Here is a 25,179-nt window from a genome sequence, read left to right as displayed (position 1 = left end):
GTTATTGAATATGAAATAGATTCCCGATATATTTGAAAGAGAAGTTTTTTTATAAGGGTACACGGGGATTATGGATGGAGGAGCTGCGATCATGTCTACACCTACTGGTTTTATGGAATATCAACGCGAATTGCCGGCGGATCGCGACCCGCTGGAACGTATTAAAGACTGGCAAGAGTTTCATAAGCATTTCTCAGATGAGCAGTTGAGAACACAAGGTGCTCGCTGCATGGATTGCGGCACGCCTTATTGCCATACAGGAATTGAGCTCGCAGGTACAGTATCTGGCTGTCCAGTCAATAACTTAATACCTGAATGGAACAATTTAATTTATCGGGGATTATGGCGTGAAGCGCTAGATCGTCTGCATAAAACGAATAACTTTCCTGAGTTTACCGGTCGAGTATGTCCAGCTCCATGTGAAGGGTCTTGTACGGTTGGTCTTATAGGTGACGCCGTAACAATCAAAACAATTGAACAAGCTATTATAGACCGTGGATTTGAAGAAGGCTGGGTAGTTCCGCAGCCGCCTAAAGTGCGTACAGGAAAGAGAGTTGCAGTTGTAGGGTCTGGACCAGCTGGAATGGCTACTGCTGCACAATTAAACAAAGCAGGGCATACCGTTACGGTATATGAACGTGCTGATCGTATTGGCGGTTTGCTTACTTACGGCATACCGACGATGAAGCTAGAGAAGCATGTCGTTCAGCGCCGCGTTGATATTATGGCAGCAGAGGGCGTTGAGTTTGTAACTAATACAGAGATCGGTAAAGATATTACCGCGAAGGAACTTGTAGAACAGTTTGATGCGGTAGTGCTTTGTGGTGGTTCCACCAAAGCGCGTGACGTCGAGATGGAAGGACGCGACCTTGACGGCGTACACATGGCGATGGACTACTTGAATGGCACGATCAAAAGCTACCTGGACTCCAATTTGGAGGACGGCAACTATATTTCCGCAAAGGACAAGAACGTTATCGTTATTGGCGGCGGCGATACAGGTACAGATTGCGTTGCTACTGCTCTCCGTCATGGCTGTAAATCAGTCACTCAATTCGGTACACACGCGAAAGCGCCGCTTGTGCGTGACAGCTCACAAAACCCTTGGCCGCAATTCCCGAACGTGTATACACTCGATTATGCGCAGGAGGAAGCGAAAGCGTTGTTCGGTGAAGATCCGCGCGCGTTTTCTGTTCTGACGAAGAAATTTGTCGGAGACGGCAACGGCAAGCTGAAGGAGCTTCATACCGTTCAAATTAAACGGACAGTCGATGAGACAGGTCGTAAAATATATAGTGAAATACCAGGTACTGAAAAAGTATGGCCTGCAGATCTAGTTTTTATTGCAGTAGGCTTTGAAGGTCCAGAAAACATGATTATCAACCAGCTAGGTCTTGAGCAGGATCGCCGTACAAATGTGAAAGCGACCTATGGCAAGTACAACACAAATGTTGAAAAAGTGTTTGCAGCGGGCGATATGCGACGTGGTCAAAGCTTAGTCGTATGGGCAATCAACGAAGGTCGTGAAGCAGCTCGTGAAGTTGATAAATACTTGATGGGTTCCTCCTTGCTCCCTTAAACGGTAAGTATACAGTTTTTTTAATGAGAGCAAAATATGCGGGAAGAATAAGCGCCTACGGGCGCTTTTTTTGCTTAAATAAGGTATAATAATGTTTTCGAGTAGGAGGGATACATATGATTAAATATGAATTAGATCGAGTGACCGAGTTGAAATTCCAATCCTTTCAACCGCGGATCGAGCGCCGGGATGATCAATGGGTAGATATTGTTATTCGTTTTGAATTAGCGCCGGGACACACATTACCAGATGATTTTATTAGCCTCACAGCACTAGTTATTTGTACACATGACGGAACGATCGCTCAAATGGTTCCGCAGGATGAGGACTGTGATTGCGAATACCAGTTTACGGCAGGAGAGAAGGAACAAATCACAGCATTTATAATGCAGCCGTCTATCCAATCAAGCATTCAAAAACTAAGCTCCACAATATAAGGAAAGTTGTGGTAAAATCGGTGTGAGTTGACGCGAAGGGGCGATTCGTGATGCCATCCGAAGAAGCATACGTTCTGTCACCAACAGACGTTCGTAATATCCGTGCTTATGTGCAGCATAAATATGCTGCAATGCCTCATGAGAAACGAGCAGAAATAGTAGCAGATGCTGTAAATCGAATTATCCATAAGCAATTGCCTGACTTTGAAGACAGTCTAAAGCGATCAGTTACTGCGATGCTCATCCGAACTGCTGTACTTGAACAACAAAGACCTGTTAAAGCGGATGATATTTTCAAAGTATGCTTATCTCTCGGACATGCTGCTGAGCATATTTATGAGCCGCTACATGCGTGGATTGAGGAGCAGCTTCACATTAGCTGTCATAAATCGGTGCTTCATAGACTGTTGGACAAGCTTTCAACAGATTTGGATGTTGATTCTGCACTTAGCAATGATACTAAGATTAGTCTCTGGACGCAGCTGCGAGACTTATTAAAGCATGAATCTGTGACGGTACTCGCAAAGCCGAAAACTGCAAATTTGGCAGAGGTCATCACGCTTCCGAATTCGCAATCCATTCTTTTGAAGAATAAGCTGCGTGCAAGAGCTATTATGTACAGTTCACTTAGCGTCTGTTTAATTATTGCTACATTATTATATGGATGGTCTTTAAATAAGTCGTCATTAAATAAACTGCAGCCTACTGTTGCTTTGATGCCTGTGCAGACGATTAAGGTAGCTGATGATGGCCTTCCATCCCAGCTTCGTTATCAACCGATCGATGAAGTGAGGCTTGTTCATTTTCTGGAATCGAGATCATCCCTGCTGGCCGAAAAGCCGTATTTCGATGCGATAGTGGGAGCTGCAAAGGATTTTGATATTCATCCTGTATTATTATTTGCTATTACCGGTCAGGAGCAGGCATTTGTTCCAACAACGAATAAGCAGTCCAAGCAAATCGCCAACAATCCATTCAACGTTTTTCATAGCTGGAAGGATTATAATACGACCATACAAGAGTCAGCAGAAATAGCATCACGGACTATCGTTAATTTAAGTAAGAATCGCCCAAAGGACGTTGACCCAATTACATGGATTAATCGAAAATATGCGGAAGATCCAAAATGGTCCAATGGTGTTCGTTCGATATTTGCTATGATTCTTAATAAGCTGGAAAAGCCATAACACACTTGTTTTATAGAAAAATTAAATTTATGAATAGATATAATGAAAAAAAGAGATATTTTTTGGATTTGTGCCTAGTGAAGGAGCGATCATCTTTTGAAGACACTCATAATTGCGGAGAAACCAGACATGGGACGAAATATAGCTGCCGCAATTGATCCCAAAGCGAAAAATCATCGTTCATATATTGAAGGTGAACAGTATATTATTACTTGGGCGATTGGGCATTTAATTGGTCTCGCTGAACCAGACGCATATGATGATCGTTATAAGAAATGGAACATCAATGATCTTCCGATTATTCCCGATCAATTCAAGCTTGTTCCAAATGTAAAAACGATTGATCAATTGAAAGTAATTGGTGAGTTGGCAAAACGAAGCAATATGCTCGTTAATTCCTGTGATGCGGGGAGAGAAGGTCAATACATCTTCTCGCTCATTCAGCGTCATCTTAAACTGCGTCAACCCGTTAAGCGGCTATGGATTTCTGACTTGACTCCAGAAACGATTAGAAAAGGGTTTGCGGAGCTTAGAGAAGGTGCAGACTATGAGAACTTAACCAGAGCGGCTACTGCTCGAAGTGAAGCGGATTGGCTCATTGGCATGAATGGATCACGTGCATTTACGACCAAACATAATGTGCTGTTATCAGTTGGAAGAGTGCAAACGCCTGTTCTAGCTCTTATATATGATCGCCAGAAACAGATCGAAGCGTTCTCATCGTTAAAGTTTTTTGACCTGGAAGGACATTTTATTCAGAATGAAATGTCGTATCGGGGGATGTGGCAAGGGGAGCGTATGACTGATCAAGCCAAAGTTGAGGCGCTTGCAGCTAAGGTTAAGGGGAAAACGGGACGGATTGCCTCCTATGAAGTGAAGGATACGAAGGAGTATCCTTTTAAGCTGTACGATCTCACTTTGCTGCAGCGTGAAGCGAACGGGAAATATTCATTTTCTGCAAAGAAAACGCTCGATACCGCTCAGGCGCTGTATGAGAAGCATAAGGTCATCTCGTATCCGAGGACGAACTCCAATTATGTGACGGAGCAGAACATACCGGAAATGCACAAAACATTGTCCGCTCTGCAAGGTACCATCTATGACGATCTAGTTAAGGGAGCGAACAGAAGCCTTGTTCACAAAGGTAATAAGTTCATATGTAATCCGACAAAGGTTGAGGATCATCATGCAATTTTGCCGACCAATCGTAAGGCTTCAGGACTTAGTCCTGATGAGCAGAAGCTTTATGATCTTATCGTAAGACGTTATCTATCGCAGTTCTATGCGCCAGCCGAATATAAAGTGCATACAGTGCTGACTGAAGTGGAGAATGAAACTTTCAAAACGACGGTAAAAGAGCTTATTAGCTTAGGATGGAAGGTTATTTATGCTGATCAGAAAAAGGATAAGGCAAAGTCATCTAAAAGCAAGGACTCGGAAAGCATAGAAGAGGAAGAAATCGAGGTTAGTGAACCGTTCTCCATTGATGCGCAGGAGGGTATTACATGCGAGGATGCTATCGTGAAAGAAAAGGATACGCAGCCGCCAAAGCATTATACGGAAGGCACATTACTGAAGGCGATGGAAAGTGCGGGGAAGCAGATCGAGGATGAAGATGTGCGCGATGCGATGAAAGACTCAGGTCTCGGCACCCCGGCAACTCGAGCGGCGACTATCGAGCGGTTGAAAAATGTCGGATATGTTGAGATGCAAGGCAAAAAAATTCAAATTGCCCAAAAAGGCCGTACCGCTATCGAATTAATTCGGGGAGCTGGTATTGAGCTTTTAACATCGCCCGAAATGACTGGACTTTGGGAGCGTCGACTGAATGAAATATCCAGAGGGACCGCTTCCGATGGCGCATTCATGGAAAATGTGAAGAAATTTGCAACGATGATCGTTGATAAGGTTCGTGTACAATCTCGAGCTGATAAAACATCGTTTGAAAGCGAAGCATCAGAGGCGGGTAAGTCAGGGAAAGAGCGTGGCGGCCGAGCGGCTGCTAAAGCATCTCCAACACGCAGCCGCACAGTAAAAGCTAAATCATCAGCATCTGCGGATAGATCTGGGGCTAACAAAGCTGCAGGTGTTAACGCGGCTGGACCAGCTTTCATTGCTAACTGTCCACGAGAAGGCTGCGGCGGCTCTTTATTTATGGGGAGAAAAGGCTATGGCTGCTCTCATTATAAGGAAGGCTGTAAATTTGTCATCTGGAAGGAAAGCTTTGGCCGCAGTCTAACGGATGTTCAGGTCAAGGCATTGGTGGAAAAGGGGAAGACAAGCAAACTTAAGCTTATTTTGAATGATGGTACCGCAACAGAAGGACGTATTGTTGTCATTAGCCAAGAGACAGGCGAGCTGGGGATCGAACAGTAGGCATCAGCTTGCTGAAAACCAATAGACCCGAGTCTACTTCATAGGAATGAAGCTTACTCGGGTCTATTGGTGCTAATTAAGGTCTAGCCATTCACGTATCCATGAATCGTATCCGGTACTTCGAGCAGATGATCTAAGGTGAAAAAAGCACCCTTTGGTTCTACTTCAATCTGAATAACATTATATTCCCATTCTGACTTAGCTCGCATATGAATGGCATGGATGCCAGCTGTTAAGGCAGGAACAACGTCTGTTCTGATGGAATTGCCAATCATCCAAGTACGATTACGATTGAATGTACCTGCTGTCAATATATCCTCCAGCGCGTCACTATTCTTCAGCCTGCGGATATAAATGCGTGATTCAAAATAGCGCTCTAATTGAAGACGTTCAATCTTGCGTCGTTGGATGAGCACCTCGCCACCTGTGTAGAGATGCAGCTCATGGCCAGCCTCGGCAAGTGAGAATAAAGTCTGTTCCATTTGTGGATAGGGCTCTGTCTCGTGCTCATACACGCTTAAACCGAGCTTCCATAAAAAGTTTTCTTCCGTGCTGGAGCGCTTTCGTCCAGTTACATGAGAAAAATGGATATAGGTGTCAACGAAGGACTGAGGGAAGTGTTCGCTTTTAAATCCAAATACAGTGACACCTGCAATATCAATTTCCATTTGTTTGTCCCGAATCGATTCAACGGTAATCGGGCCGAAACCAGCAAACCATGTGGTCATCGCGTCAATGAATTGATCGATGACCAAATAAAAATATTTATTACAATGGATTAATGTATCATCTAGGTCAAACATAATTTGCTGTTTCATAACGCGCATCTCCTTATTGAAACTTGAAACTGTAAGATCAATCTACCGCATAAGGAGGTGCTCAGTCAATGTGATGGGTATAAGGGGCTAAGCTAAGCACTGCACAAAGGGTTAAGCATACTTGAGCTGTGAAGCTGCCAACTGATTCTTAATAAACGAAATACGCCGGCGTACGTAAAAATCTCTACTCTCTCCCTTCAAATCTTTCGGGGTGATCACCTCCTCTGCAAGGTTATCGATAATGATTAGTCGTCCATCAGCGTAAAACTTAAAAGTTAAGTCTCGCCAAGGATGTCCTTTCTCTACATAACGGAAATTTTCGCAGATGTTATTCATGGTGATCAGGCCTCCTTCAATGATTTGAATTCGATGATCAATAGAACGTTTGTTCTTGTTTTTATTATACCAAACATTTGTTCGTGTGGAAACTGTTTTTTGTTTACCGTAAACTAGACTCATAGAAGCGATTGCTGCTAACAGAAGGAGCGCGGAAAATGATTAGAATAAAGCATTTGACCAAACAAATTCCTGGTGGACCTAAAATTCTCAATGATATTAGTTTCGATGTATACCCTGGTGAGTTTATTGCTATAAAAGGGAGCAGCGGCAGCGGCAAGTCAACACTTCTTCGGTGCCTTGCATTGCAGGAAAAGTGGACCGATGGAACCTATCAATTTGATGGTAATGATGTGTTCAAGCAAGGCTTCACTGGAAAGATGAAGGTGCGACGCGAAGTTGCTTATTTAGAAGAAAAACCGTTTCTCTTTCCTAACAAGACGGGTTTGAAAAATGTGATTATCGGTTCCGTCACACAAACTCCGGCTTGGCGCAGGTGGACAGGCATGATGCGGAATGATGACTATATGGGGGCTATGGACTTGATTGAGAAGCGTGGCCTGCTAGAGAAAGCCCATCAGAAGGCTAGCACGCTGAGCGGCGGTGAGCGTCAACGGATGGCTGTCGCTAGAGCGCTCGTGCATGGAGCAAAGGTCATTGCTGCGGACGAGCCAGTATCAGGTTTAGACCCGCATACGGCGGATCAAGTGCTAAGTGATCTGAAAGCGCTATGCAAGGAGCAGAACGTAACCGTTATCGCTGTCATGCATCAAGGGGATTGGGCGGAACGGTTTGCTGACCGCATTATCGGCTTGAATCAAGGTAGAATCGTGCTGGATGTGAGCGGGAGAAGACTAACCGAACGAGAGAAATCGCTGCTGTGAGTCAGATCGAGCTGCGTTTAATTACGGAGGACGAGCTGGAGACTGCCCTTAAGCTCGAGCAAAGCTGCTACACGCCCGAAGCTGCGGCAACAATTAACGGCTTTAAATTTCGCTATAAGCAGTATCGTTCATTTTTCTGGTCAGCTTGGCGTGGAACCACCTTAGTTGGAATTACTAACGGCGTTCGCACTACCCAAGAGAAATGCGGAGATGAGATGAAGGGCGAGCTTGCCGATGCTGAGAATGGAACAAACTTTTGCGTACTGACGGTAGCGGTCGATTCTAACCATAGACGTCATGGCATCGGGGCGCTTCTGTTGAGGAAACTTGTGGAGCAGTGTGAAGCTAGTGGGATTGATACCATTATACTGATGTGCGAGCAGCATTTAATCTCATTCTATGAACGAGAGAATTTTAAACTGCAAGGTGAATCATCCTCGACACATGGAGGAATCGTTTGGTATGAGATGAGTCGCAGCCTGCATATAATGAAGCATCTTACCGAGTAGGAAGGTGTCTTCGACATGGCGTTTCAATCACCCGTAATTGTTCAAACAGCTAAAGCTACTTTTCCAAAAGCAGATCTCGCTGTCCCCTATATAAGCGGCGGACCGAGCGATCGAGCGGACAAGAAAATAAACGAAACCATACTCAAAGAGGTTCAGCTGCTAGTGGACAGCCAAGGCCCTCTCGATGATCCTAGAGCCCAGATGATCGGTTATTACGAGCAGAAGACGAATCAAAAGGATATATTGAGCCTGTCGATTTTTAATTATGCCTATACAGGAGGCGCACACGGCATTACGGTGCAGCATTCGCTAACATTTAAGCAGTCAACGGCCGAAACCTATACGCTTAAGCAATTGTTTAAGCCAGGCAGTGATTATGTGAATCGGTTGAATACCATCATTGCTGCGCAGATTAAAGCTCGAGCGATCGACACCCTTGAACCGTTTAAGACGATTCGACCGGACCAGGACTATTATATAGCAGATCGAGCGCTTATTATTTATTTCCAGCTTTACGAGCTGGTGCCGTATGTGTTCGGCTTTATGTATTTTCCAATATCGGTTTATGAGCTTCAAGATATTATAAGCGAGGATGGGCCGTTGGGGCCGATGCTTGTTAATGATTAGAGAGAACATCATACTTACTTTCGTGCTATGACTTTGCTGCCGTAAAGCTTTAAGGAGACGACACAATGACTTATATGCTCATTCTTGTTGCAGTGGCTCTATTTATCGCCGTGTCGTTCCTAGTTTATCGCCGTTATAAAGTGGATAAGCTGCAACAACTAAATGCTCTGGCTGAATCCGTTACTATACCGGTTCTACCTGAGAATCAAAATTTATTTAACACGATTACATCTTCGATGAATACAGGAAACCAGCCAAGCATATCGACAGTGGTCGATCGGAGTGGGGCGAGACCATGTATTTTAGTTGTTGACGATCAATTACCGATTCGCATGCTTCTTACGGAACTGTTTCAAACAGCTGGCTGTGACGTTCACGAGGCTAAGAATGGTCATATCGCATTGGAGATTTTAGAAAAAAATCGAGTGGATTGTGTACTGCTTGATCTGAAAATGCCTGATATGGATGGGATTGAAGTGCTGCGTTTTATTCGTAAAATCAATAGTAATGTGCCTGTTATTCTAATAAGCGCTTATGTGGAGCCTTCCAAAGTAGAAGAAGCGACGAAGCTAGGTGTACATAAGCGATTGTCCAAACCATTTGACATTGATGAGCTAAGGAACGAGGTTCTTCGTTTAGTTTGTTAATAGGATGAGCTGACTAACGGCATAGCTGCCGTACTTGCTCTGGTCTTAGGTGGCTGCGTAAGTACCGTATAGATGCTGCTTACAACTGATTTATGAGCAAATATGAGGGCTAAAAGATAGATTTTCGAGTTTAAAGCTATTGGTAGGTTTTTGATGAGAAAGGAGGCTTTCAGCACGTTATTTGTGCTTAAAGTCTCTTTTTCGATTAGTTTGAGGGCTGTAAACTTGATTTTCGAGTTTACAGCTGTTTTTGCTTTTAGGACTAGTACTTTTGCTCAACATTGAGCATAACACCAGTCATACATTAACGAATGGGGGTGTTCGGGTGCTCGCAGGAGTCCTAGTTGTAATGGTGATCATTTCATTTCGGGGCGGCGGTCTTCAATCGATGACGGTATGCTCACGCGTCGTATTCAGCTTTTCTAGAGATGCGATGCTCCCATTTAGTCGAAGTGGGCAGTTGTATCTGAACGCTTTCAATCGCCAATTCAAGCCGTCAGGCTGTGTGCTGTCATTTCATTAGCGATGCTTGTTGCAGTTCAGCTATTCAAAGGGTCAGAACTAATAGAATGGATGGAGCGGAAAAACTCATTGAGCTAGTATTTATTTCCGAATATTTCGGGAAATGAACGGATAAATAAGCGGGAAATATAAGTGAATTTTCAGATAACATTTCCCGGGTATACGCAATAAGCTACAGGAAAGAAATCTTTTCGACACCACGTGGATTCATATTTTGTAGAAAGTGTCGAATGTTAATAGAAGCTTACAAATAACTGCAATAATAATTAATGCTATAAGTTGTCTTTGCCAACTTCTCCCTATCAAGACTATAATAGTCGTATACACAGATTGTCGAGGAGGATTAAACAGATGGCAGATGAAAGGGAGTCGGCGAGACTTGTTTCACTTGACGTCGGCGAACCTGTTGCAATCGCTTACGGCACTAAGGAAGTTATTTCTGGCATTTTAAAACGATCATCGGAATTAGCACATCCGATTGGACGGAAGAAGATATATGCATCGACTGAAACGGATGCAGCAGGTGGATCAAGGAGGCTAGTTGGCTTGAACAGCTTAACAGATTTCGACATTTATTTAAAGTCATACGAATTTCAAGAGCCATGCATCGTAGAGCAACAGGAAAGCGGCATGAACAATACTACTAGGATGATTGTTTCAGGGGATCACCGGTTCGTACTACGCATCTATAATAATCATAAGGATGCTCATATCGTAAAGCTTGAACATGATGTGCTAACATCGTTGATCAAGAAGCGGCTCGATTTTGAAGTTCCCGTTCCGGTTCGGAATAGAAGCGGCGATTCAGTAACAATTGGCAGGGATGGCACGATTTCTTCCTTATTTCATTATATTGAAGGAGATAGACCGGATGCTTCGCTTCTTACTCATGTCAAAGCACTGGGCCATATAGCAGGCAAGCTAACGTTAGCACTGAGTGAGATAGAGCTGAGTAGTCAGGCGATTTACAGTCCTTATTATTTGTTGGAGAGCACGTACTCCTCGATTGATGAATCAGCTTTCTTGGAATTGACGGAACGCTATGAGTCGCTCAGGTCAAGACATGACAGTGTTTTTGAACTCCTTCAAGAGCGGAAGGAGATCGCCGCGGAGTGCGAAAGCATTTCCCATTTGCCTAAACAATGGATTCATGGGGATCTCGTATTTAATAATACGGTATCGCGCGGGGAAACAATTATCGGCGTGCTTGATTTTGAGTTCAGTACGATTGATGTACGCGCAATGGAGCTGGCAGTCATCCTTGTAGATCTAATCAAACCAGATGTAGCTGGTTGTGCAGCAAAAGTGAAAGCGCTAATTGATGGTTATTCGGAAACAATCACATTAACCGACAATGAGCTTGAAAAGCTGCCAGTCTTAATGAAGCTGCGATTATTGGATGTAGTACTCCATTTTGCTATCCGTCTTCGAGACGGTTTAGATAAGGAAGATGTGTTGTGCAGTATAATTGATCAATCTTTATATGGCTGTCATTGGATTAACGAACAATGGGAGGATGTAAATCGATGAATTTAGCTAGTGAACTGGGTTATGGAGAAAATGAGAAGCTTTTGCTTATAAATGCAGATGATTTCGGATCGTGTCATTCTGTAAATGTAGCTGTACAGCAGCTGCTGACAGATGAGATTGTAAGCTCTGCTACTCTAATGATGCCTTGCGGCTGGGCAAGGGAAGCGGCGCTGTGGAGTGCGCGTAATCCTCAGTTTGACGTGGGAGTTCATTTGACATTTACGAGCGAATGGGATTTATACCGCTGGGGTCCGGTTAACCGTCATGGCATTACTTCCTCACTTGTCACGACTGAGGGTTATTTCCCAAAGGATTGTAAAACTTTTGAGAAGCAGGCTGATGAAGTACAGGTAAAAGCTGAAATAATTGCCCAAATCGAAATGGCGCTTCAAATGGGGATGAAGCCAACGCATGCAGATAATCATATGGGCAGCTTGTATGGTTTAGCTACGGGCCGCAATTTCCTGTCTATCGTTTTAGATGTTTGTGCAGCTTATGGTTTGCCATTTCGTCTGCCACGCAATTTGCGGCAAAATGATGATCAAGTCGCGCCACCTGAGCTTGCTGAGCAAGCGAAGCTGCTAGCAGCTTTAGCGGATTCCAAAGGTGTCGTTATTCTCGATTACTTGGTAGGGCTTCCTTTTCATTTGCAAGACGGGGAAACCTTCGAATCTTTCAAAACAGATATGCAGCAGCTAATCAAAAGGCTGAAGCCAGGTGTGACGGAGCTGATTATTCATCCGTCACTGGTGACAGAGGAGCTTAACGCTTTTCACGGTCAACCGTTAAAACGGGGAATGGAGCTTGAGCTGTTTCGCGATGAAACTATTCAGCAAACTCTTAAGGACGAAGGAATTCGATTAATTCGCTGGCGCGAGCTGCAAAAACTGCAGCGTGACCGCAGCGGCTACACGATTTAACAAAAGGAGCTGTACGACTTATGCCATTTCATTCCGTTAAACAATTAGCCGATCAAGTAAAAGCTAACATTGGACGTGTCATAGTAGGTAAAGAAGAGGCAGTCGAATTATTGTTGATTGGACTGATTACGTCTGGACATATACTGCTGGAGGATGTGCCGGGAACAGGAAAGACGATGCTTGCAAAGTCATTAGCTAAGTCACTTACTCTCCAATTTAAGCGAATTCAATTTACACCTGATTTGCTTCCGTCAGATTTGAGTGGAATTCATTTCTACAATCAGAAGCTGAGTGAGTTTGAGTTTCGCGCGGGCCCTTTGTTTACTAACCTATTGCTTGCCGATGAAATAAATCGGGCAACTCCGCGTACACAATCCAGCTTGCTCGAATGTATGGAAGAACGGCAAATTAGTATCGATGGAGAAACGAAATGGCTAGGCCGACCTTTCATGGTGATAGCTACTCAAAATCCAGTCGAGCATCAAGGAACTTTTCCACTGCCAGAAGCTCAGCTGGACCGCTTCTTATTCAAAATAAAAATGGGCTATCCAACGACAGAGGAAGGTATTCAGTTGTTAAAGCGATTCAAAGACAGTGATCCTCTAGAAACGCTTGAGCCCGTTGCTGACATTGAAATTATTCAGAAAGCTCAGAAGGCATACACGTCTGTTACTGTAAATGATGATGTGCTTCAATATTTATTGAGTATTGTTGAGCAGACGAGGAAGCGGGAAGAGGTATCGATTGGTGTCAGTCCTCGTGGTAGTCAGGCACTGCTTCGTGCCTCACAAGTGAATGCGATATTGCGCGGACGTGATTTTGTGACGCCGGATGATGTGAAGGCAATGGCAAAGCCGGTGCTGTCACATCGATTAGCTCTTCGCGGCATGCAGCGAAATTCTGCAAACGCTGACGCAATTATTGATGATATTATTCGTCAGACAGCCGTGCCAGCAGAAGCTGGCTTATCGGTTCGATAAGGCGGCGGCGCGATGATTTTATTTTGGTTCATAGTTGCGGCTATCGGCATTATATTTTTACAGGGCCACTTGTTTCAACGCTATGTGCTGCGCAAAGTGACCTATCAACGGCATTTTCAAACGAAATCATGTTTTAGCGGTGATCGGGTAGAACTGATTGAGCAATTGTCGAATGAGAAATGGCTGCCAGTTCCATGGCTTCGCATAGAATCATTATTGTCGACTCATTTGCATTTTCAGAAATTAGATAATTTTTCGATAAGCAGTGGTCAGCTTTATCAAAACCACAAGAGCTTTTTTAGTCTATCGCCTTATACCAAAATTACACGTAAACATCATATTACTTGCTCCAAACGTGGCTGGTATAAGCTGCAAACGGTTACGCTAACTGGCGGTGACCTGCTCGGGATGTCCAATAGCTCGCGGCAGATTTCTTTAGATGGTCAGCTTCTTGTTTATCCGCGACCTGCTGAGGTGCCAGTGCACGAGCTGCCTTATCACAGCTGGCAAGGAGACCAATCGGTTCGGCGTTGGATCATAAGTGATCCTTTCGTTATAGCAGGAGTACGTGATTATCAGGCAGGGGATACGTACAAGCAAATTAATTGGATGGCCACTGCCAAGACAGGACGGCTTCAAGTGCATCAGCATGATTTCACTGCAGATCGCAGGCTAATGATCTATCTGAATGTTGATGATGCGGAAGGTATGTGGCGTTCAGTGACGAATCATGCTCTTATTGAGCGCGGTATTGAATGGGCGGCAGGTGCAGCAGAAGCTGTTATCCAGCAAGGGATGGAAGTAGGTTTTGCGACCAACATGCCGATTGTAGGCTCTAGGGACAGCGTTAAGCTTGAGCCGCGCAGCGGTCATGAGCACTTGATCGGATTGTTTGAAACAATGGCTAAGCTTGAGGTTGAACGCACAGAGTTGTTTGATTACTTACTCGAGACTGAAGCGCAAAGTGGTTTTAGTGAACGTGATGTACTCATTATTACCGCCTACTGGAATGAAAAGTTTGAGCTGCTGGCGGAAAGATTGCGCTATAACGGCAATGCTGTTGCGGTATGGATTATTCAAGAGGAACAGCCTTCAGGTGAAGAACGAGCAAGTACGGGCAGAGATGAGGTGAGCGCATAATGGCAATGATGAAACAAGCATCTTTGTGGTCGTTTTTTGGACGAGGCGTAATAGAGCTGTTTTTCTATTTGCCAGTATTGCTTGTTGCTGCCGTTTATTTACTGCCGTCTTCGGTCGTTTGGGTCTGGGTCGTGACGCTCACTTTATGTTATTGGGTGGGGTCAATGTTAATCGGTATTCTGCCGAAATTGCGATTAATCATTCGGCTGCTTCTTGCAGCAATAATTGGTGCTGTGCATACTAGTCTTTCCATTCTATTAGGGGGTGGCGAGTTCGGTATTGTAGCACCTGTTGTTTGCGGATTATTAGGAACAATAGTTGCTTCAAGAGGAATGTCAGCTATGCTTTACGGTTGGTCAGCTAGTTTCACGAATACACGTATGCTAGTCGGCGTTATCATTTATGTTGCCATACAGCCATTGAAGATATTTTTATTGAAGGAAATTGCGGAGTATAACGAAGTACTTATTATATGCGGTGTTGCAGCTGTTATTTTAACTTTCTTTTTTGCAAATGAGAGACATTTGAACAATGAGACGATTGATACGGGAAAGTCACCCGCAACATTGGCCTTCAAAAGACAAAACCGTATTATGATGATTATTGTAGTAGCTATCATTAGTTTGATTGCAATGTTCCGGCAAATTCAACAATCGATAGAAAACTTCTTTCATACCTTGATTCAAAAGCTGATGAGTTGGTTTAATCGGCCACATGATAATCAACTGATTGAGGAGCCTGTAAGTGAACCTCCTCCAAGCATGCTGCCAAATGAGGAACATAAGCCTCCGGCTGAATGGATGATATGGCTGGAACAAATTTTGAAAATAATCGCTATTGTGCTAGTCATACTCATCGCAGCGGTACTCTTGTACTTTGTAATTAGAAAACTGTATCAATTGGTTAGAGCATTAGTCGCTAAGTTAATGCTGCGAGGCGCGGAGAATCGTAATGGAGAATCCGGATTCACCGACGAGGTTGAAAATTTAATGACGTTAACTAGCTTGAAAGAGCAGATGGGAAATCAGTTGAAAAAGCTGTTACCGAAGAAACGTGAGCATGGTCTTGATTGGGATGATCTGACTTCTAATGCGGAGAGAATTCGTTTTTTATATAGACGTTATGTTCGGGCGGATATGAATCGGGGATATACTTTTCAAAGCTATCTGACACCTCGAGAGACAGCTGTAGATCTGGCAAAATGGAAGGGTACAGATAAGAGTATAGAAGAAGTCAACGAGTTAATTGACGTTTATGAGACGGTACGTTATGGCGGTAAGCAGCCTGGCGATCAGCAAGTGTCCGCTATCAAGCAGAGGATCGAGCCAAAGTAAGAGTAGCAGCTCACAGCATTAGACAGTCAAGTTAGGATTAATTCCTGCGATGACTGTCTTTTTTTGAGCTGTATTTGTATACATTATTTCTTTTGTAAAATATGCTCTGCTATTTTTCGTCCGTGATAACGGCCTGATTCAATAAAGATCTCATTTGCTTCATGTCGAGACGCGACAACACCTGCAAGGTAAATTCCAGGCACATTTGTCTCCATTGTTTCAGGCTGGAAGGTAGGGTAGCCTTCTTCCTCCATAGTAATGCCTGTAAGAGTCAAAAAGTTGCGATCAGGATGGAAGCCCGTCAACGCAAGCACAAAGTCGTTCGAAATTCGTTCGTCACCTTCTGGCCCTTGTACTAGAATATCATTATTTTCGATCGCGATAACTTTGGAATTAAATAGCATATCAATGGAACCCTTAGCTACCTTACTTTCAAAACCAGGTCTAACCCAGGGCTTAATGCTGGAAGAGTAATTCTCACCTCGATAAACAACAGTAACCTTAGCACCGACTCGTTCCAGCTCTAATGCGGCGTCGATTGCTGAATTGCTGCCGCCAATAATAGCAACCTTCATACCAACATAAGGGTGAGACTCGCGGAAAAAGTGGCTGACCTTTGCAGTATTCTCACCAGGAATGCCCAGCACGTTTGGATGATCGAAGTATCCTGTAGCTATAATCACATAACGGCTTTTATATGTACGGCATTGACCGAAGCGATCTTCACTTTCCAAAATGAATAGGTCATTTTCTGGCGTAATGCTAGTAATAGCTTCATATGCTTGAATACGTACTTCATGACGTTGTGCGGCTGTACGATAGTAGTTTAACGCTTCTAGTCTTGAAGGCTTGTCATTAGCGGTAGTAAAGGGTATATCGCCAATTTCCAATAGCTGCGGCGTGCTGAAAAAGTGCATGTAGGTCGGGTATTGTGATATAGAATGCACGATATTTCTTTTCTCTATGACAAGCGGGTTGAGACCTATTTTCTTTAAATCTATGGCTGCAGCTAATCCGCAAGGTCCGGCTCCAATTATTATTGCATCTTCAATTTGCATGATGTGTTCCCCCCTGAATATATGTTGAAGCAAAATAAGCTTCGATAATAGCATAACTTTACGCTCATTTTACTGCTATGTGGATGTGAAACGCAAATTTGGCGTTTGTCTCTCTTGTACAGGCAATGTATTATTGTATAATTAATTGGATACTTGTTTGAAGAATTGCTTACGAAGTAAGTTTTGCATTCGCAAAACAAAGATTACGCTTACGAAGTAAGTTTTGCATTCGCAAAACTTTTAAGAGGAGGAGACATATGCGGCGGCGATTTGTTATTGAGGCGGTTTTAGTGGCAACGTATGGGCATCTTCTTGTGCCGAGTCGTCCTATTGATTATATTGTGCCTTATTCATCTATTGCAGAGCTTTACGAGATGAGAGACGGAACCGATCCGATCATGGACGATCCAGACGATGATGGTCATGTTAAAGCGAAAATAATAGAGCTGATTAATTTTTTCGAAGACTCTTTAAACCGTAAAAAAATTGAAAAAGCGATGCAGGTGCCATGGCGTGAGAGCTCACCGCTTTTATTAAATGATACAATTCAATTTACCGTTGTACATGCCGTGGATAACGCGCATTACGGTGAAATGTTTGACCCGATCGAAACGGAGTTGCTGCTTACTGGATTAAAGCTGAATGCACCGTTGCTTTCGGATCAGTATGAATTTCAGGATAGGCTGATTGAGGCAGAGGTTCCGGTGCAGGTATACGATATTGAGGATTTTGAATTCGCTGTAGAGGAAGGCATATCCTCGAGTGATTTGGAATTGAATGAACCAGAGCGTTTTTAATTCCTATTTTATTTTTATAAATTGCTATCTCGTGCTGACTCAGCTGTCCATGCAAGATTCGGTTATTCTACAAGCGAGTACTTCTTCCTGAGTAAGGTTGTAAAGAGGGCAAATCAAGCAGCGTGTGTGCAGCGTTAGCTTGATTCGTCCTCTTTTTTTATCCGATCAATAGCTTGGGCCATCGTTTTGTCTGTCAAATGCGCGTAAATTTGAGTCGTTTCTGGAGAAGCGTGTCCTAATTGCTCTTGTGTCTTATAAATATCATTGCGCAAATAATAGTCAGTTGCAAAGGAATGTCTTAATTTATGGACGGATAAATATGGCTTTCCGAATCGCTTGGCATATTTAATAACCATCTCTTGAATTGCCCGCTTCGTCATGCGAGAGCCTTCATTTTTTCCATTCGCAATCGCGAGAAACAAGGCTTTTTCACGCTTTGGAGCCTTGTAACGGACTTCCCTAAGTGTTAAATATGCAGTTAAGTCCTCGACTGCTTCTTGACGGAAATAGACTGGTGTTTTGAAGGAATCATCATTTTTACCTTTACGATATACGTAGCAAAGCTTTTTCTTAAGATCAATATCATCCACATTCAGGTTAACAAGCTCTGACACACGTAACCCTGAGTGTAAAATAAAGCTAATAATACACGCGTCTCGTATCATATTTAGCTCGTATGCGTACAACGCTTGCTTATTGGCAGCAACATCAGTTCCATAATGCTGCTTAATATATTCCATAAACTCGAGTATTTCTTCTTCTTGCAGAAGCTTGCCCTCTAGCTTGGCAGCTGTATCCTTCGGCTTATGTGTTCGTTTAATAGTAACCTTTGCCATCACATTACGTTTCAGCAAAGGATAGAACTCTTCATCCTCGGCAATTTGGCTTAAGTAATGAAATAAAGAACGAAGAGAGGACAGCTTCCGTGAAATTGTTGTCTTGCTATTTCTTTCCTTCTTATGAGTCGATAAGTACATCCGATAGCCATCAATACTGTCCATATGCAGCTTCTCCAGCTCGAGCAATTCAACATTTTTTAGCGTGCCTGCCTCTGACAATCCTTCTGCCATTAGCCAATTGAGAAACGTTTCATAATCACGTATGTATTCAACTAAAGAGGAGGGAGATAGATCTGGCAGCTTATAATTAATAAACTTTTCGATATACCACGGCATGGAAGGAAGCTTCTTATCGAGCTCTTCACGATCCTTCTGTTTTAAAATATTTATGGTAAACACCTCATTCGATTAATGACATTAATTATTATTCACATTAATTGTTTCTGATACTAACTCAACATAATAATAGTTATGTAAACAAATTAACAATGAATAAACATACTCAAATGCAACTAGCATGCATTAGAATAATTTCGATTGCTATTGCTATTGTACCTTTCTTATGAACAAGTGTTCAAGAAGAAGTAGTGGAACAAATAAACACAAGGATTTGACAATACAGTACCCCTCATTAATTATCTTTTCCACGATAAAATGCTGGTGTATTACCGGTTTTCTTCTTGAACAGTGTTATAAAGTAGGGTGTATTGGATATACCAACAGCCTCGCCAATATCGGCTATCCTTTTGTCAGTATTAGTAAGCAGAGACTTAGCTCGCTCAATCCGCACTTGTTGAATGTATGCTACTGGAGTGATGCCTTTGATCTTCTTGAAAGTTCGATGTAGGTGATATGGACTGCCATGGCTTATATCAGCGAGCAGCTTTAGAGATAGCTGTTTCTTGTAATTTTTATCGATGTAATCCGTGACAAGTGTGATCCATTCTTCATCCGGCAATCGTTGCCCTGTAGGTTTGCATCGCTTGCATGGACGATATTTTGCGGATAATGCTTGTTCGACGGTTTGAAACAAGCAGATGTTTTCTTTTTTTGGCGGTCTGGATTTACAGGAGGGCCGGCAAAAAATGCCTGTAGTTTTTACTGCGTAAAAAAATTTATTGTCGAAAGAGGTATCATTTTCTATAATGGCTTGCCATTTATCGTCCGTTATTATATCCCACTTTGCAGTACGAATCGATTCAACCAAATCAAGGAAAAGCTCTTTTGACATTATCATCACCTCTACATTATTATAACTGCCAATATGAACATTTGTACGTTTTTGAAGTGAAATAGCAAGATAATGAAATTGCAATACGTAGAAAAAAGGACATGCAAAGAAGTTCATTTGCTTGTCCTTTTATTTAGAAATTCAGCTTTAAGCTGTATCTGTGATACGTATGAAATGCCGACAACTCCAAATTAGCAATTTAATGTAATTTATGTATTTGGGTTACATTGCAGCTATTGACTATGTTAAACTCTAACGAACCCATCGATTGCATGCCAAACTTAACACATTTTGCGGATTTTTCTTAAATGCGCAAAAGAAAAAGGGAGGTTCATTACACATAATGAACAATAAATTAGTCAAATATAGTGTGTCCATTCTGTTCCTTATCATGATTGCAGTGGGATTGCCATCTCAACAAGCTGATGCTGCCAAACCTGCTACATTAAAAGTAGGAAGCACGAATGCAGATGTTCCAGATTTGCAATATCGTTTGAAAACAATGGGATACTTTAACTCTCCCATCACCAGCAATTTTGGTTCAGATACCTTTGATTCTCTGCTAAAGTTTCAGGAGGATCACGGCATTACTGCAGATGGAATTGCCGGCTCGAATACATGGACATTGCTGAAAAAGGTTTCTGTGAATCAAGAAGAGCTTGATTTACTTGCAAGAATTATTTACGCGGAATCACGCGGCGAGCCCTATGAGGGTCAAGTGGCAGTCGGTGCGGTCGTTATGAATCGTGTCGAATCTTCCAGCTTTCCCGATTCGGTGAAACAGGTTATCGAACAGCCCCGGGCTTTTACCGCTGTCGATGATGGTCAATATCAATTGAAGCCTGATTCACGTGCTTATCAAGCAGCCGAGGAAGCAGTAAGAGGCAATGATCCAACGAATGGAGCACTTTATTACTTCAATCCGGAAACAGCAACTTCGAAATGGATTTGGTCGCGGACACAGACGGGCAAAATAGGTCACCATATTTTTGCGATTTAAATTGCTTGGCACGAACCAGTTGAATTTAATAGCATATTTTGTGCAGATGAAAGGAATCTTACTATGGGCTAGTGCTTAGAGTAAGGTTCTTTTTTATGTTACAATAAGATCTGCTGTAAAATGTATAAGAAAGTGGGCATTGGTGACGGTATCGGTTATAATCTTATATTAAAGGCAATTGTAATAAATTAATAACTAATTATTTGTTGGAGGTGCTTGTAATGAAGGTAGAAATTTGGTCGGATTATGTTTGTCCGTTCTGTTATATTGGCAAAAGAAAGTTTGAAATAGCGCTCGAGCAGTTTGCGCATAAGGATAAAGTAGAAACTGTGTTTCGCAGCTTTGAGCTTGACCCGAGTGCGGACCCTCATGCAAATATAAGTACACATAGCATGCTGGCTACCAAATATGGAATGAGTCTTGAGCAAGCGAAGGCAACTAGTGCTGATGTAGCTAAACAAGCTGCAGCTGTAGGTCTTACGTTTAATTTTGAATCTATGGTGAACACGAACACATTTGATGCGCATCGACTTGTCCATTTTGCATCTGAGCAAGGAAAAGAAAAGCAAATGTCGGAGCGACTATTTAGAGCTTATTTTACAGACAATGATAATGTAGGAAATCGTGAAAAGCTTGCCGAGCTGGCGGCAGATGTTGGACTAAATGCTGCAGCCGTTAAGGATATGCTGGCTACTAGCCAATTTGCAGATGCCGTTCGAGGAGAAGAAGAGGATGGCAGCCGTCTTGGCATTCGCGGGGTTCCATTTTATGTAATTGATCGCAAATACGCTGTATCAGGTGCTCAGCCGCCGGAAGTATTTTTGGAAACATTAAATAGAGCGTGGGAAGAGAAATACCCGACGCTAGTGCAAGTAAACCAAACTGAGCAAGATGCTTTATGTACGGACGGAGTATGTTCTCCTGATGCGCCAAAAGCATAACGTTTGTTAGAAAGGAGAAATTCTTAGTGACTATCGAACAAAAACAGCTGCATGTGTTTGCCGGTTCCTACGCGGAGTCAGAAGACAGTGGCGTGTACGTATATGTAATGGATGAAGAAACGGGTACTTTAACGTTGAAAGATGAGTTTGCAGGATTAAAAAATCCAACATTTCTCAATGTTGATGTAGATCATAACTTATTATATGCCATCTCTGAGACAGTCAATGATACAGGACAAAAAGTAGGCGAAGCTGCTGTCTTCACCATCCATCCAAAGAACAGCTCGATAAGTCTAATTGAGCGTAATGTAACGGTCGATTCTACAACTTGCCATATTCAGCGTGACAGCCAAAATAAATATTTGACGGTCACTAGCTATCATGGCGGTATGATTGGTTTGTACCGGATTGCCGAAGATGGCACAATTGGCAAACAGCTGGATGTACAGCAGCACACGGGCAGCAGCAAGCATCCTGAAAGGCAGGATCGTCCGCATCCGCATTCTTCTTTTTATAGTCCAGATGGACGATATTTGTTTGTGTCAGATTTAGGTCTTGATCTAGTTGTAACCTATGCTGTTGATGAAGAAAGCCAAAAGCTTATTAAACACAATGAGGTTGCCGTTCATGCAGGAGCTGGGCCACGTCACTTGGCTTTCCATCCAAGCGGTAACTTTGCTTATGTTATTAATGAAATTGACTCGACGATCACTTCCTTTACATATGATGAGGAGAATGGTCAGTTAGCTATATCAGGTACAGTCAGTACATTGCCGTCTGACTTCGCTGATGAAAATTCATGTGCGGAAATTACCGTTTCAGCAGATGGAAAATATGTATACGGATCTAATCGCGGCCATGATAGTATTGTTGTATTTGCAGTGAATGAGCAAACAGGATTGCTTACTCACGTTCAGCATGTATCTGTAGAAGGTGGCCATCCACGTCATTTTGCATTAACACCTAATGGCAATTATTTAATCACAGCGAATCGTGACACGAATAATATCGCAACATTTCGCGTAGACCAAACAACGGGTAAGCTGCAGTTTACCGGGAAAAGTACAGAAGTATCTAAGCCAGTTTGTGTTATGCCTGTCTATTTAATGGCATAAACAATTAATGCTATAAGCTATGAAGTGAAGAGGGGAATACATCAGCGTGTCTACTAGCGAAGAATCAAAACCGAAGTTAAAGCCAACTAAAATCTTTAAATGCAAAAATCCGGAATGTAAAGCGTGGGTTAGAGATGAGTTCGCAGCAAGCGAGCAAGCTTGTCCGATATGCAAAGGTCCAATGCTCAGAAGCATGCGGCATTTACCAGCCGTTCAGAATAAACCGAAGCCACAGCCTCGCAAACCGAAATCAGATTATTAATCAATCCAAACAAAAGATCCCAATCCATTTAAATGGATTGGGATCTTTTGTTTGGATTGGTGCATCGCTTAACGATCGGAATGTGGTACGATAAGAGGACTAAACGTGGATAGATAGGATGGAATGACTGTATGCTTGTTTATTTTGTCTCACTGATAATAGCAGCCATAATTATATTATTGAACAACTGGCGCAATGCATCGAATCGCTGGGCAGCCTTTTTTCTATGCTGCGCATCAATCGGTGGTCTATCTGATTTATTAGTAGAGAGCGGTTTTCCATCATTAGCAGTTCTATCTCGTCTTCTTAACTACACCTTGACACCATACGGTGTTCTTTTGTTTAGTCTCGTTTATTCTGGAAATTATCGATTAACCAAGTTTAAAAGGATGTTGAATCTGCTGCTGCTTCCTCCAGTTGTAACGGTTGTAATAGCAGTTTTAATACCAGATCAATCATTATTTTTCATTTTACTGCTCATCTGGAGCGCGCCATATTACTTGTTTTCTTGCTACCTGCTTGTCGTTTCATTTTGGAGAGAGCAGGACTTAAGAATGAAGCGGAGTCGCTTCATTACGACGATTATAATCGTACCTACACTTCTTGGCGTACTAGTTTTCATTAATATTGCAAAGGTTATTTCACCAAGCTTTGATTTTTTTAATTATATATCTGTGTTTATTATTTATTCACTTGCTGTAGCGTTGTTATGTACATTTCTGTATGGTGTACTGGGTGTAAAGCTCAAATTCGAGCGTGATCCGCTTGAAAGCACGATGAAAGCAGTCAGTACAGGTGCTGCCATGTTGAATCATACGATCAAGAATGAAATAGGGAAAATCTCGATTGTTACAGACAATTTGAGAAGTTCTTTTCCAGAGACGGATGAGCAATCGCAGCAGCAGCTGCAAATTATTGCGAATTCCTCGAATCATATGCTTGCCATGGTAAATCGCATACATAGCCAGATGAGAGATTTTATACTCCATGAGGAGCCGTGTCGAATCGATAAGTTGGTTGATACGGTCATCTTGCAGCACCAAGGAATGTTGGTTAAGGAAGGGGTTAAAGTAAGTACAACTTATACAATATGCCCTATTATCTTGTGTGATTCTGTTCATGTTAGCGAGGCGATCGGTAATGTGCTTATGAATGCGAGTGAAGCAATGATGGGAGACGGAGTCATAGAAGTTGGTCTTACAGCTTCAAAACGCTTCATTGAGCTGGCGATAAAAGATAACGGGTCTGGAATCGCAGCCGACAGGCTGGGTCACGTATTTGATCCGTTTTACAGCAGTGGTAAGGCTGGCCGAAATTTTGGGCTTGGCTTATCCTATGTCTATAATGTGATGCAAAAGAGCGGCGGGTCGGTTGCTATTTCTAGCATAGTTGGCAGTGGAACCTGCGTGTCATTCTTTTGGCCGCGGAAAAAAGTGATAGAAGGTAGGGAATAAATCTGAGCCTTATAAAAGTGTTTATAGTCGAAGATGATGCGGATTGGATCAAAGCGTTGACCACCTTCCTTAACAGAGAGAATGATATGCTCGTTGTAGGGGCTGTAACAAACTCGAGTGACGCACTTAGATTGGCAGAGACGACCACGTTTGATGTCATTCTTATGGATATTCAGCTCGAGGGAAGCAAGCTTGACGGCATTCAAACGGCGATGGAGATGTATGAACGTTCACCAGCGAAAATCATTATGCTTACGTCATTAAATGACGAGCACTCCATGACGAAGGCTTTTACAGCCGGTGCCATTCATTATTTAGAGAAGACACGTTATCAAGAGCTTCCGCATACGATTCGCAGCGCCTTATATCATTCCGCACCGATGGACGCTCTTTTGAAGGAGCTAGCACGGCTTAAACGGGAGGAACAGCTAAAGGAATTAACCGGAGCAGAGCGTGAGGTGTTCGAGCTGATTGAAGCAGGATATACACAATCACAAATTGAAAAAAAACTATTTAAGGCCGAAAGCACGCTCAAAAACCAAGTGAACAAAATGCTGAAAAAGTTTGGAGTTCGCAGCAGCAAGGAAGCGGTAGAAAAGGTGAAAAGAAGAGGCCTGTTTCAACGAGAGGAAAAGGATCTGAATAAAAAATAGGGG

The 25,179-nt window shown here is 42.8% G+C and carries 26 protein-coding genes; 21 read left to right on the top strand and 5 right to left on the bottom strand.

All coding sequences use genetic code 11. The features are described 5' to 3' along the window. The first annotated feature begins 91 nt into the window (after positions 1–91). The 4 genes from AC0YN7_RS05845 (at position 92) to AC0YN7_RS05830 (ending at position 5,579) form a co-directional block, all read left to right on the top strand. Positions 92–1,579, top strand: a complete 1,488-nt coding sequence (locus tag AC0YN7_RS05845) for a glutamate synthase subunit beta (protein WP_475809000.1) — start codon at positions 92–94, stop codon at positions 1,577–1,579. Positions 1,580–1,695: 116 nt separating this feature from the next. Further along, positions 1,696–2,016 (top strand): hypothetical protein, encoded by a 321-nt coding sequence (locus AC0YN7_RS05840; RefSeq protein ID WP_475808999.1) that lies wholly within the window; start codon positions 1,696–1,698, stop codon positions 2,014–2,016. A 50-nt stretch (positions 2,017–2,066) separates the two neighbouring features. Beyond that, a complete protein-coding gene (locus tag AC0YN7_RS05835) occupies positions 2,067–3,203 on the top strand; it encodes a hypothetical protein (RefSeq protein ID WP_475808998.1) in 1,137 nt (378 codons plus the stop codon). A gap of 96 nt (positions 3,204–3,299) precedes the next feature. After that, on the top strand, positions 3,300–5,579 hold the full coding sequence (locus AC0YN7_RS05830; RefSeq protein WP_475808997.1) for a type IA DNA topoisomerase: 2,280 nt from the start codon (positions 3,300–3,302) through the stop codon (positions 5,577–5,579). An 83-nt stretch (positions 5,580–5,662) separates the two neighbouring features. On the opposite strand, the gene AC0YN7_RS05825 is transcribed toward AC0YN7_RS05830, so the two are convergent. Both AC0YN7_RS05825 and AC0YN7_RS05820 read right to left on the bottom strand, forming a co-directional pair. Further along, positions 5,663–6,397, bottom strand: coding sequence for an HAD family hydrolase (locus AC0YN7_RS05825; protein ID WP_475808996.1), 735 nt, complete (start codon positions 6,395–6,397; stop codon positions 5,663–5,665). Positions 6,398–6,508: 111 nt separating this feature from the next. After that, entirely contained in the window at positions 6,509–6,733 is a 225-nt protein-coding gene (locus AC0YN7_RS05820) for a hypothetical protein (protein WP_475808995.1), read from the bottom strand. Between the two features lie 158 nt (positions 6,734–6,891). Between AC0YN7_RS05820 and AC0YN7_RS05815 the strand changes: the two genes are divergently transcribed. From AC0YN7_RS05815 to AC0YN7_RS05770, 10 genes are all read left to right on the top strand, one after another. Next, entirely contained in the window at positions 6,892–7,617 is a 726-nt protein-coding gene (locus AC0YN7_RS05815) for a phosphonate ABC transporter ATP-binding protein (RefSeq protein ID WP_475808994.1), read from the top strand. Then, on the top strand, positions 7,614–8,126 hold the full coding sequence (locus AC0YN7_RS05810) for a GNAT family N-acetyltransferase (protein ID WP_475808993.1): 513 nt from the start codon (positions 7,614–7,616) through the stop codon (positions 8,124–8,126). The genes AC0YN7_RS05815 and AC0YN7_RS05810 overlap by 4 nt, the downstream gene beginning before the upstream one ends. A gap of 15 nt (positions 8,127–8,141) precedes the next feature. Then, positions 8,142–8,753 (top strand): DUF3298 and DUF4163 domain-containing protein, encoded by a 612-nt coding sequence (locus AC0YN7_RS05805; RefSeq protein ID WP_475808992.1) that lies wholly within the window; start codon positions 8,142–8,144, stop codon positions 8,751–8,753. 65 nt (positions 8,754–8,818) lie between these two features. Further along, entirely contained in the window at positions 8,819–9,400 is a 582-nt protein-coding gene (locus tag AC0YN7_RS05800; protein ID WP_475808991.1) for a response regulator, read from the top strand. A gap of 325 nt (positions 9,401–9,725) precedes the next feature. Further along, positions 9,726–9,923, top strand: a complete 198-nt coding sequence (locus AC0YN7_RS05795; protein ID WP_475808990.1) for a hypothetical protein — start codon at positions 9,726–9,728, stop codon at positions 9,921–9,923. 350 nt (positions 9,924–10,273) lie between these two features. Then, positions 10,274–11,452, top strand: a complete 1,179-nt coding sequence (locus AC0YN7_RS05790; protein ID WP_475808989.1) for a phosphotransferase — start codon at positions 10,274–10,276, stop codon at positions 11,450–11,452. Then, a complete protein-coding gene (locus AC0YN7_RS05785) occupies positions 11,449–12,372 on the top strand; it encodes a polysaccharide deacetylase family protein (protein ID WP_475808988.1) in 924 nt (307 codons plus the stop codon). The genes AC0YN7_RS05790 and AC0YN7_RS05785 overlap by 4 nt, the downstream gene beginning before the upstream one ends. 20 nt (positions 12,373–12,392) lie before the next feature. Then, entirely contained in the window at positions 12,393–13,352 is a 960-nt protein-coding gene (locus tag AC0YN7_RS05780) for an AAA family ATPase (RefSeq protein ID WP_475808987.1), read from the top strand. A 12-nt stretch (positions 13,353–13,364) separates the two neighbouring features. Continuing rightward, positions 13,365–14,492: a DUF58 domain-containing protein gene (locus AC0YN7_RS05775; protein WP_475808986.1), complete on the top strand. Its 1,128-nt coding sequence runs from the start codon at positions 13,365–13,367 to the stop codon at positions 14,490–14,492. Beyond that, positions 14,492–15,826 carry a DUF4129 domain-containing protein gene (locus AC0YN7_RS05770; RefSeq protein WP_475808985.1) on the top strand — a complete coding sequence of 445 codons (1,335 nt, stop codon included), beginning with the start codon at positions 14,492–14,494 and terminating at the stop codon, positions 15,824–15,826. The genes AC0YN7_RS05775 and AC0YN7_RS05770 overlap by 1 nt, the downstream gene beginning before the upstream one ends. Before the next feature lie 83 nt (positions 15,827–15,909). Here the strand turns inward: AC0YN7_RS05770 and AC0YN7_RS05765 are convergent, their stop codons facing one another. After that, positions 15,910–16,884 (bottom strand): YpdA family putative bacillithiol disulfide reductase, encoded by a 975-nt coding sequence (locus AC0YN7_RS05765; RefSeq protein ID WP_475808984.1) that lies wholly within the window; start codon positions 16,882–16,884, stop codon positions 15,910–15,912. Positions 16,885–17,141: 257 nt separating this feature from the next. Here AC0YN7_RS05765 and AC0YN7_RS05760 point away from each other — a divergent pair, with 257 nt between their 5' ends. Continuing rightward, positions 17,142–17,681, top strand: a complete 540-nt coding sequence (locus AC0YN7_RS05760; RefSeq protein ID WP_475808983.1) for an ADP-heptose synthase — start codon at positions 17,142–17,144, stop codon at positions 17,679–17,681. Positions 17,682–17,815: 134 nt separating this feature from the next. Here AC0YN7_RS05760 and xerS read toward each other — a convergent pair whose 3' ends face one another. Next, positions 17,816–18,910 carry a tyrosine recombinase XerS gene (gene xerS / locus AC0YN7_RS05755; RefSeq protein WP_475809124.1) on the bottom strand — a complete coding sequence of 365 codons (1,095 nt, stop codon included), beginning with the start codon at positions 18,908–18,910 and terminating at the stop codon, positions 17,816–17,818. A gap of 241 nt (positions 18,911–19,151) precedes the next feature. Then, entirely contained in the window at positions 19,152–19,751 is a 600-nt protein-coding gene (locus AC0YN7_RS05750; protein ID WP_475808982.1) for a bifunctional transcriptional activator/DNA repair enzyme AdaA, read from the bottom strand. 343 nt (positions 19,752–20,094) lie between these two features. Between AC0YN7_RS05750 and AC0YN7_RS05745 the strand changes: the two genes are divergently transcribed. The 6 genes from AC0YN7_RS05745 to AC0YN7_RS05720 all read left to right on the top strand — a co-directional run bounded on the left by AC0YN7_RS05745 (position 20,095) and on the right by AC0YN7_RS05720 (position 25,176). Continuing rightward, on the top strand, positions 20,095–20,751 hold the full coding sequence (locus AC0YN7_RS05745; protein ID WP_475808981.1) for a cell wall hydrolase: 657 nt from the start codon (positions 20,095–20,097) through the stop codon (positions 20,749–20,751). 221 nt (positions 20,752–20,972) lie between these two features. Next, positions 20,973–21,692, top strand: a complete 720-nt coding sequence (locus AC0YN7_RS05740) for a DsbA family oxidoreductase (RefSeq protein ID WP_475808980.1) — start codon at positions 20,973–20,975, stop codon at positions 21,690–21,692. 26 nt (positions 21,693–21,718) lie between these two features. Then, positions 21,719–22,807 carry a lactonase family protein gene (locus AC0YN7_RS05735; RefSeq protein WP_475808979.1) on the top strand — a complete coding sequence of 363 codons (1,089 nt, stop codon included), beginning with the start codon at positions 21,719–21,721 and terminating at the stop codon, positions 22,805–22,807. A gap of 46 nt (positions 22,808–22,853) precedes the next feature. Continuing rightward, a complete protein-coding gene (locus AC0YN7_RS05730) occupies positions 22,854–23,069 on the top strand; it encodes a cold-inducible protein YdjO-related protein (RefSeq protein WP_475808978.1) in 216 nt (71 codons plus the stop codon). A 131-nt stretch (positions 23,070–23,200) separates the two neighbouring features. Next, positions 23,201–24,523, top strand: a complete 1,323-nt coding sequence (locus AC0YN7_RS05725; RefSeq protein WP_475808977.1) for a sensor histidine kinase — start codon at positions 23,201–23,203, stop codon at positions 24,521–24,523. Between the two features lie 2 nt (positions 24,524–24,525). Continuing rightward, positions 24,526–25,176 carry a response regulator transcription factor gene (locus AC0YN7_RS05720; RefSeq protein WP_475809123.1) on the top strand — a complete coding sequence of 217 codons (651 nt, stop codon included), beginning with the start codon at positions 24,526–24,528 and terminating at the stop codon, positions 25,174–25,176. Positions 25,177–25,179: the final 3 nt, after the last annotated feature.

This window comes from Paenibacillus sp. J31R122 (assembly GCF_056269185.1).
The sequence above is the reverse complement of the archived record's forward strand: the minus strand, read 5'-3'. Positions and strand labels throughout refer to the sequence as shown.

Coding starts and splice junctions, on each gene's coding strand:
- AC0YN7_RS05775 (WP_475808986.1), top strand. CDS start 13,365: ATGATTTTATTTTGGTTCATAGTTGCGGCTATCGGCATTATATTTTTA.
- AC0YN7_RS05820 (WP_475808995.1), bottom strand. CDS start 6,733: ATGAATAACATCTGCGAAAATTTCCGTTATGTAGAGAAAGGACATCCT.
- AC0YN7_RS05845 (WP_475809000.1), top strand. CDS start 92: ATGTCTACACCTACTGGTTTTATGGAATATCAACGCGAATTGCCGGCG.
- AC0YN7_RS05815 (WP_475808994.1), top strand. CDS start 6,892: ATGATTAGAATAAAGCATTTGACCAAACAAATTCCTGGTGGACCTAAA.
- AC0YN7_RS05800 (WP_475808991.1), top strand. CDS start 8,819: ATGACTTATATGCTCATTCTTGTTGCAGTGGCTCTATTTATCGCCGTG.
- AC0YN7_RS05745 (WP_475808981.1), top strand. CDS start 20,095: ATGAACAATAAATTAGTCAAATATAGTGTGTCCATTCTGTTCCTTATC.
- AC0YN7_RS05725 (WP_475808977.1), top strand. CDS start 23,201: ATGCTTGTTTATTTTGTCTCACTGATAATAGCAGCCATAATTATATTA.
- AC0YN7_RS05760 (WP_475808983.1), top strand. CDS start 17,142: ATGCGGCGGCGATTTGTTATTGAGGCGGTTTTAGTGGCAACGTATGGG.
- AC0YN7_RS05780 (WP_475808987.1), top strand. CDS start 12,393: ATGCCATTTCATTCCGTTAAACAATTAGCCGATCAAGTAAAAGCTAAC.
- AC0YN7_RS05750 (WP_475808982.1), bottom strand. CDS start 19,751: ATGTCAAAAGAGCTTTTCCTTGATTTGGTTGAATCGATTCGTACTGCA.
- AC0YN7_RS05765 (WP_475808984.1), bottom strand. CDS start 16,884: ATGCAAATTGAAGATGCAATAATAATTGGAGCCGGACCTTGCGGATTA.
- AC0YN7_RS05785 (WP_475808988.1), top strand. CDS start 11,449: ATGAATTTAGCTAGTGAACTGGGTTATGGAGAAAATGAGAAGCTTTTG.
- AC0YN7_RS05790 (WP_475808989.1), top strand. CDS start 10,274: ATGGCAGATGAAAGGGAGTCGGCGAGACTTGTTTCACTTGACGTCGGC.
- AC0YN7_RS05835 (WP_475808998.1), top strand. CDS start 2,067: ATGCCATCCGAAGAAGCATACGTTCTGTCACCAACAGACGTTCGTAAT.
- AC0YN7_RS05825 (WP_475808996.1), bottom strand. CDS start 6,397: ATGAAACAGCAAATTATGTTTGACCTAGATGATACATTAATCCATTGT.
- AC0YN7_RS05740 (WP_475808980.1), top strand. CDS start 20,973: ATGAAGGTAGAAATTTGGTCGGATTATGTTTGTCCGTTCTGTTATATT.
- AC0YN7_RS05805 (WP_475808992.1), top strand. CDS start 8,142: ATGGCGTTTCAATCACCCGTAATTGTTCAAACAGCTAAAGCTACTTTT.
- AC0YN7_RS05770 (WP_475808985.1), top strand. CDS start 14,492: ATGGCAATGATGAAACAAGCATCTTTGTGGTCGTTTTTTGGACGAGGC.
- AC0YN7_RS05840 (WP_475808999.1), top strand. CDS start 1,696: ATGATTAAATATGAATTAGATCGAGTGACCGAGTTGAAATTCCAATCC.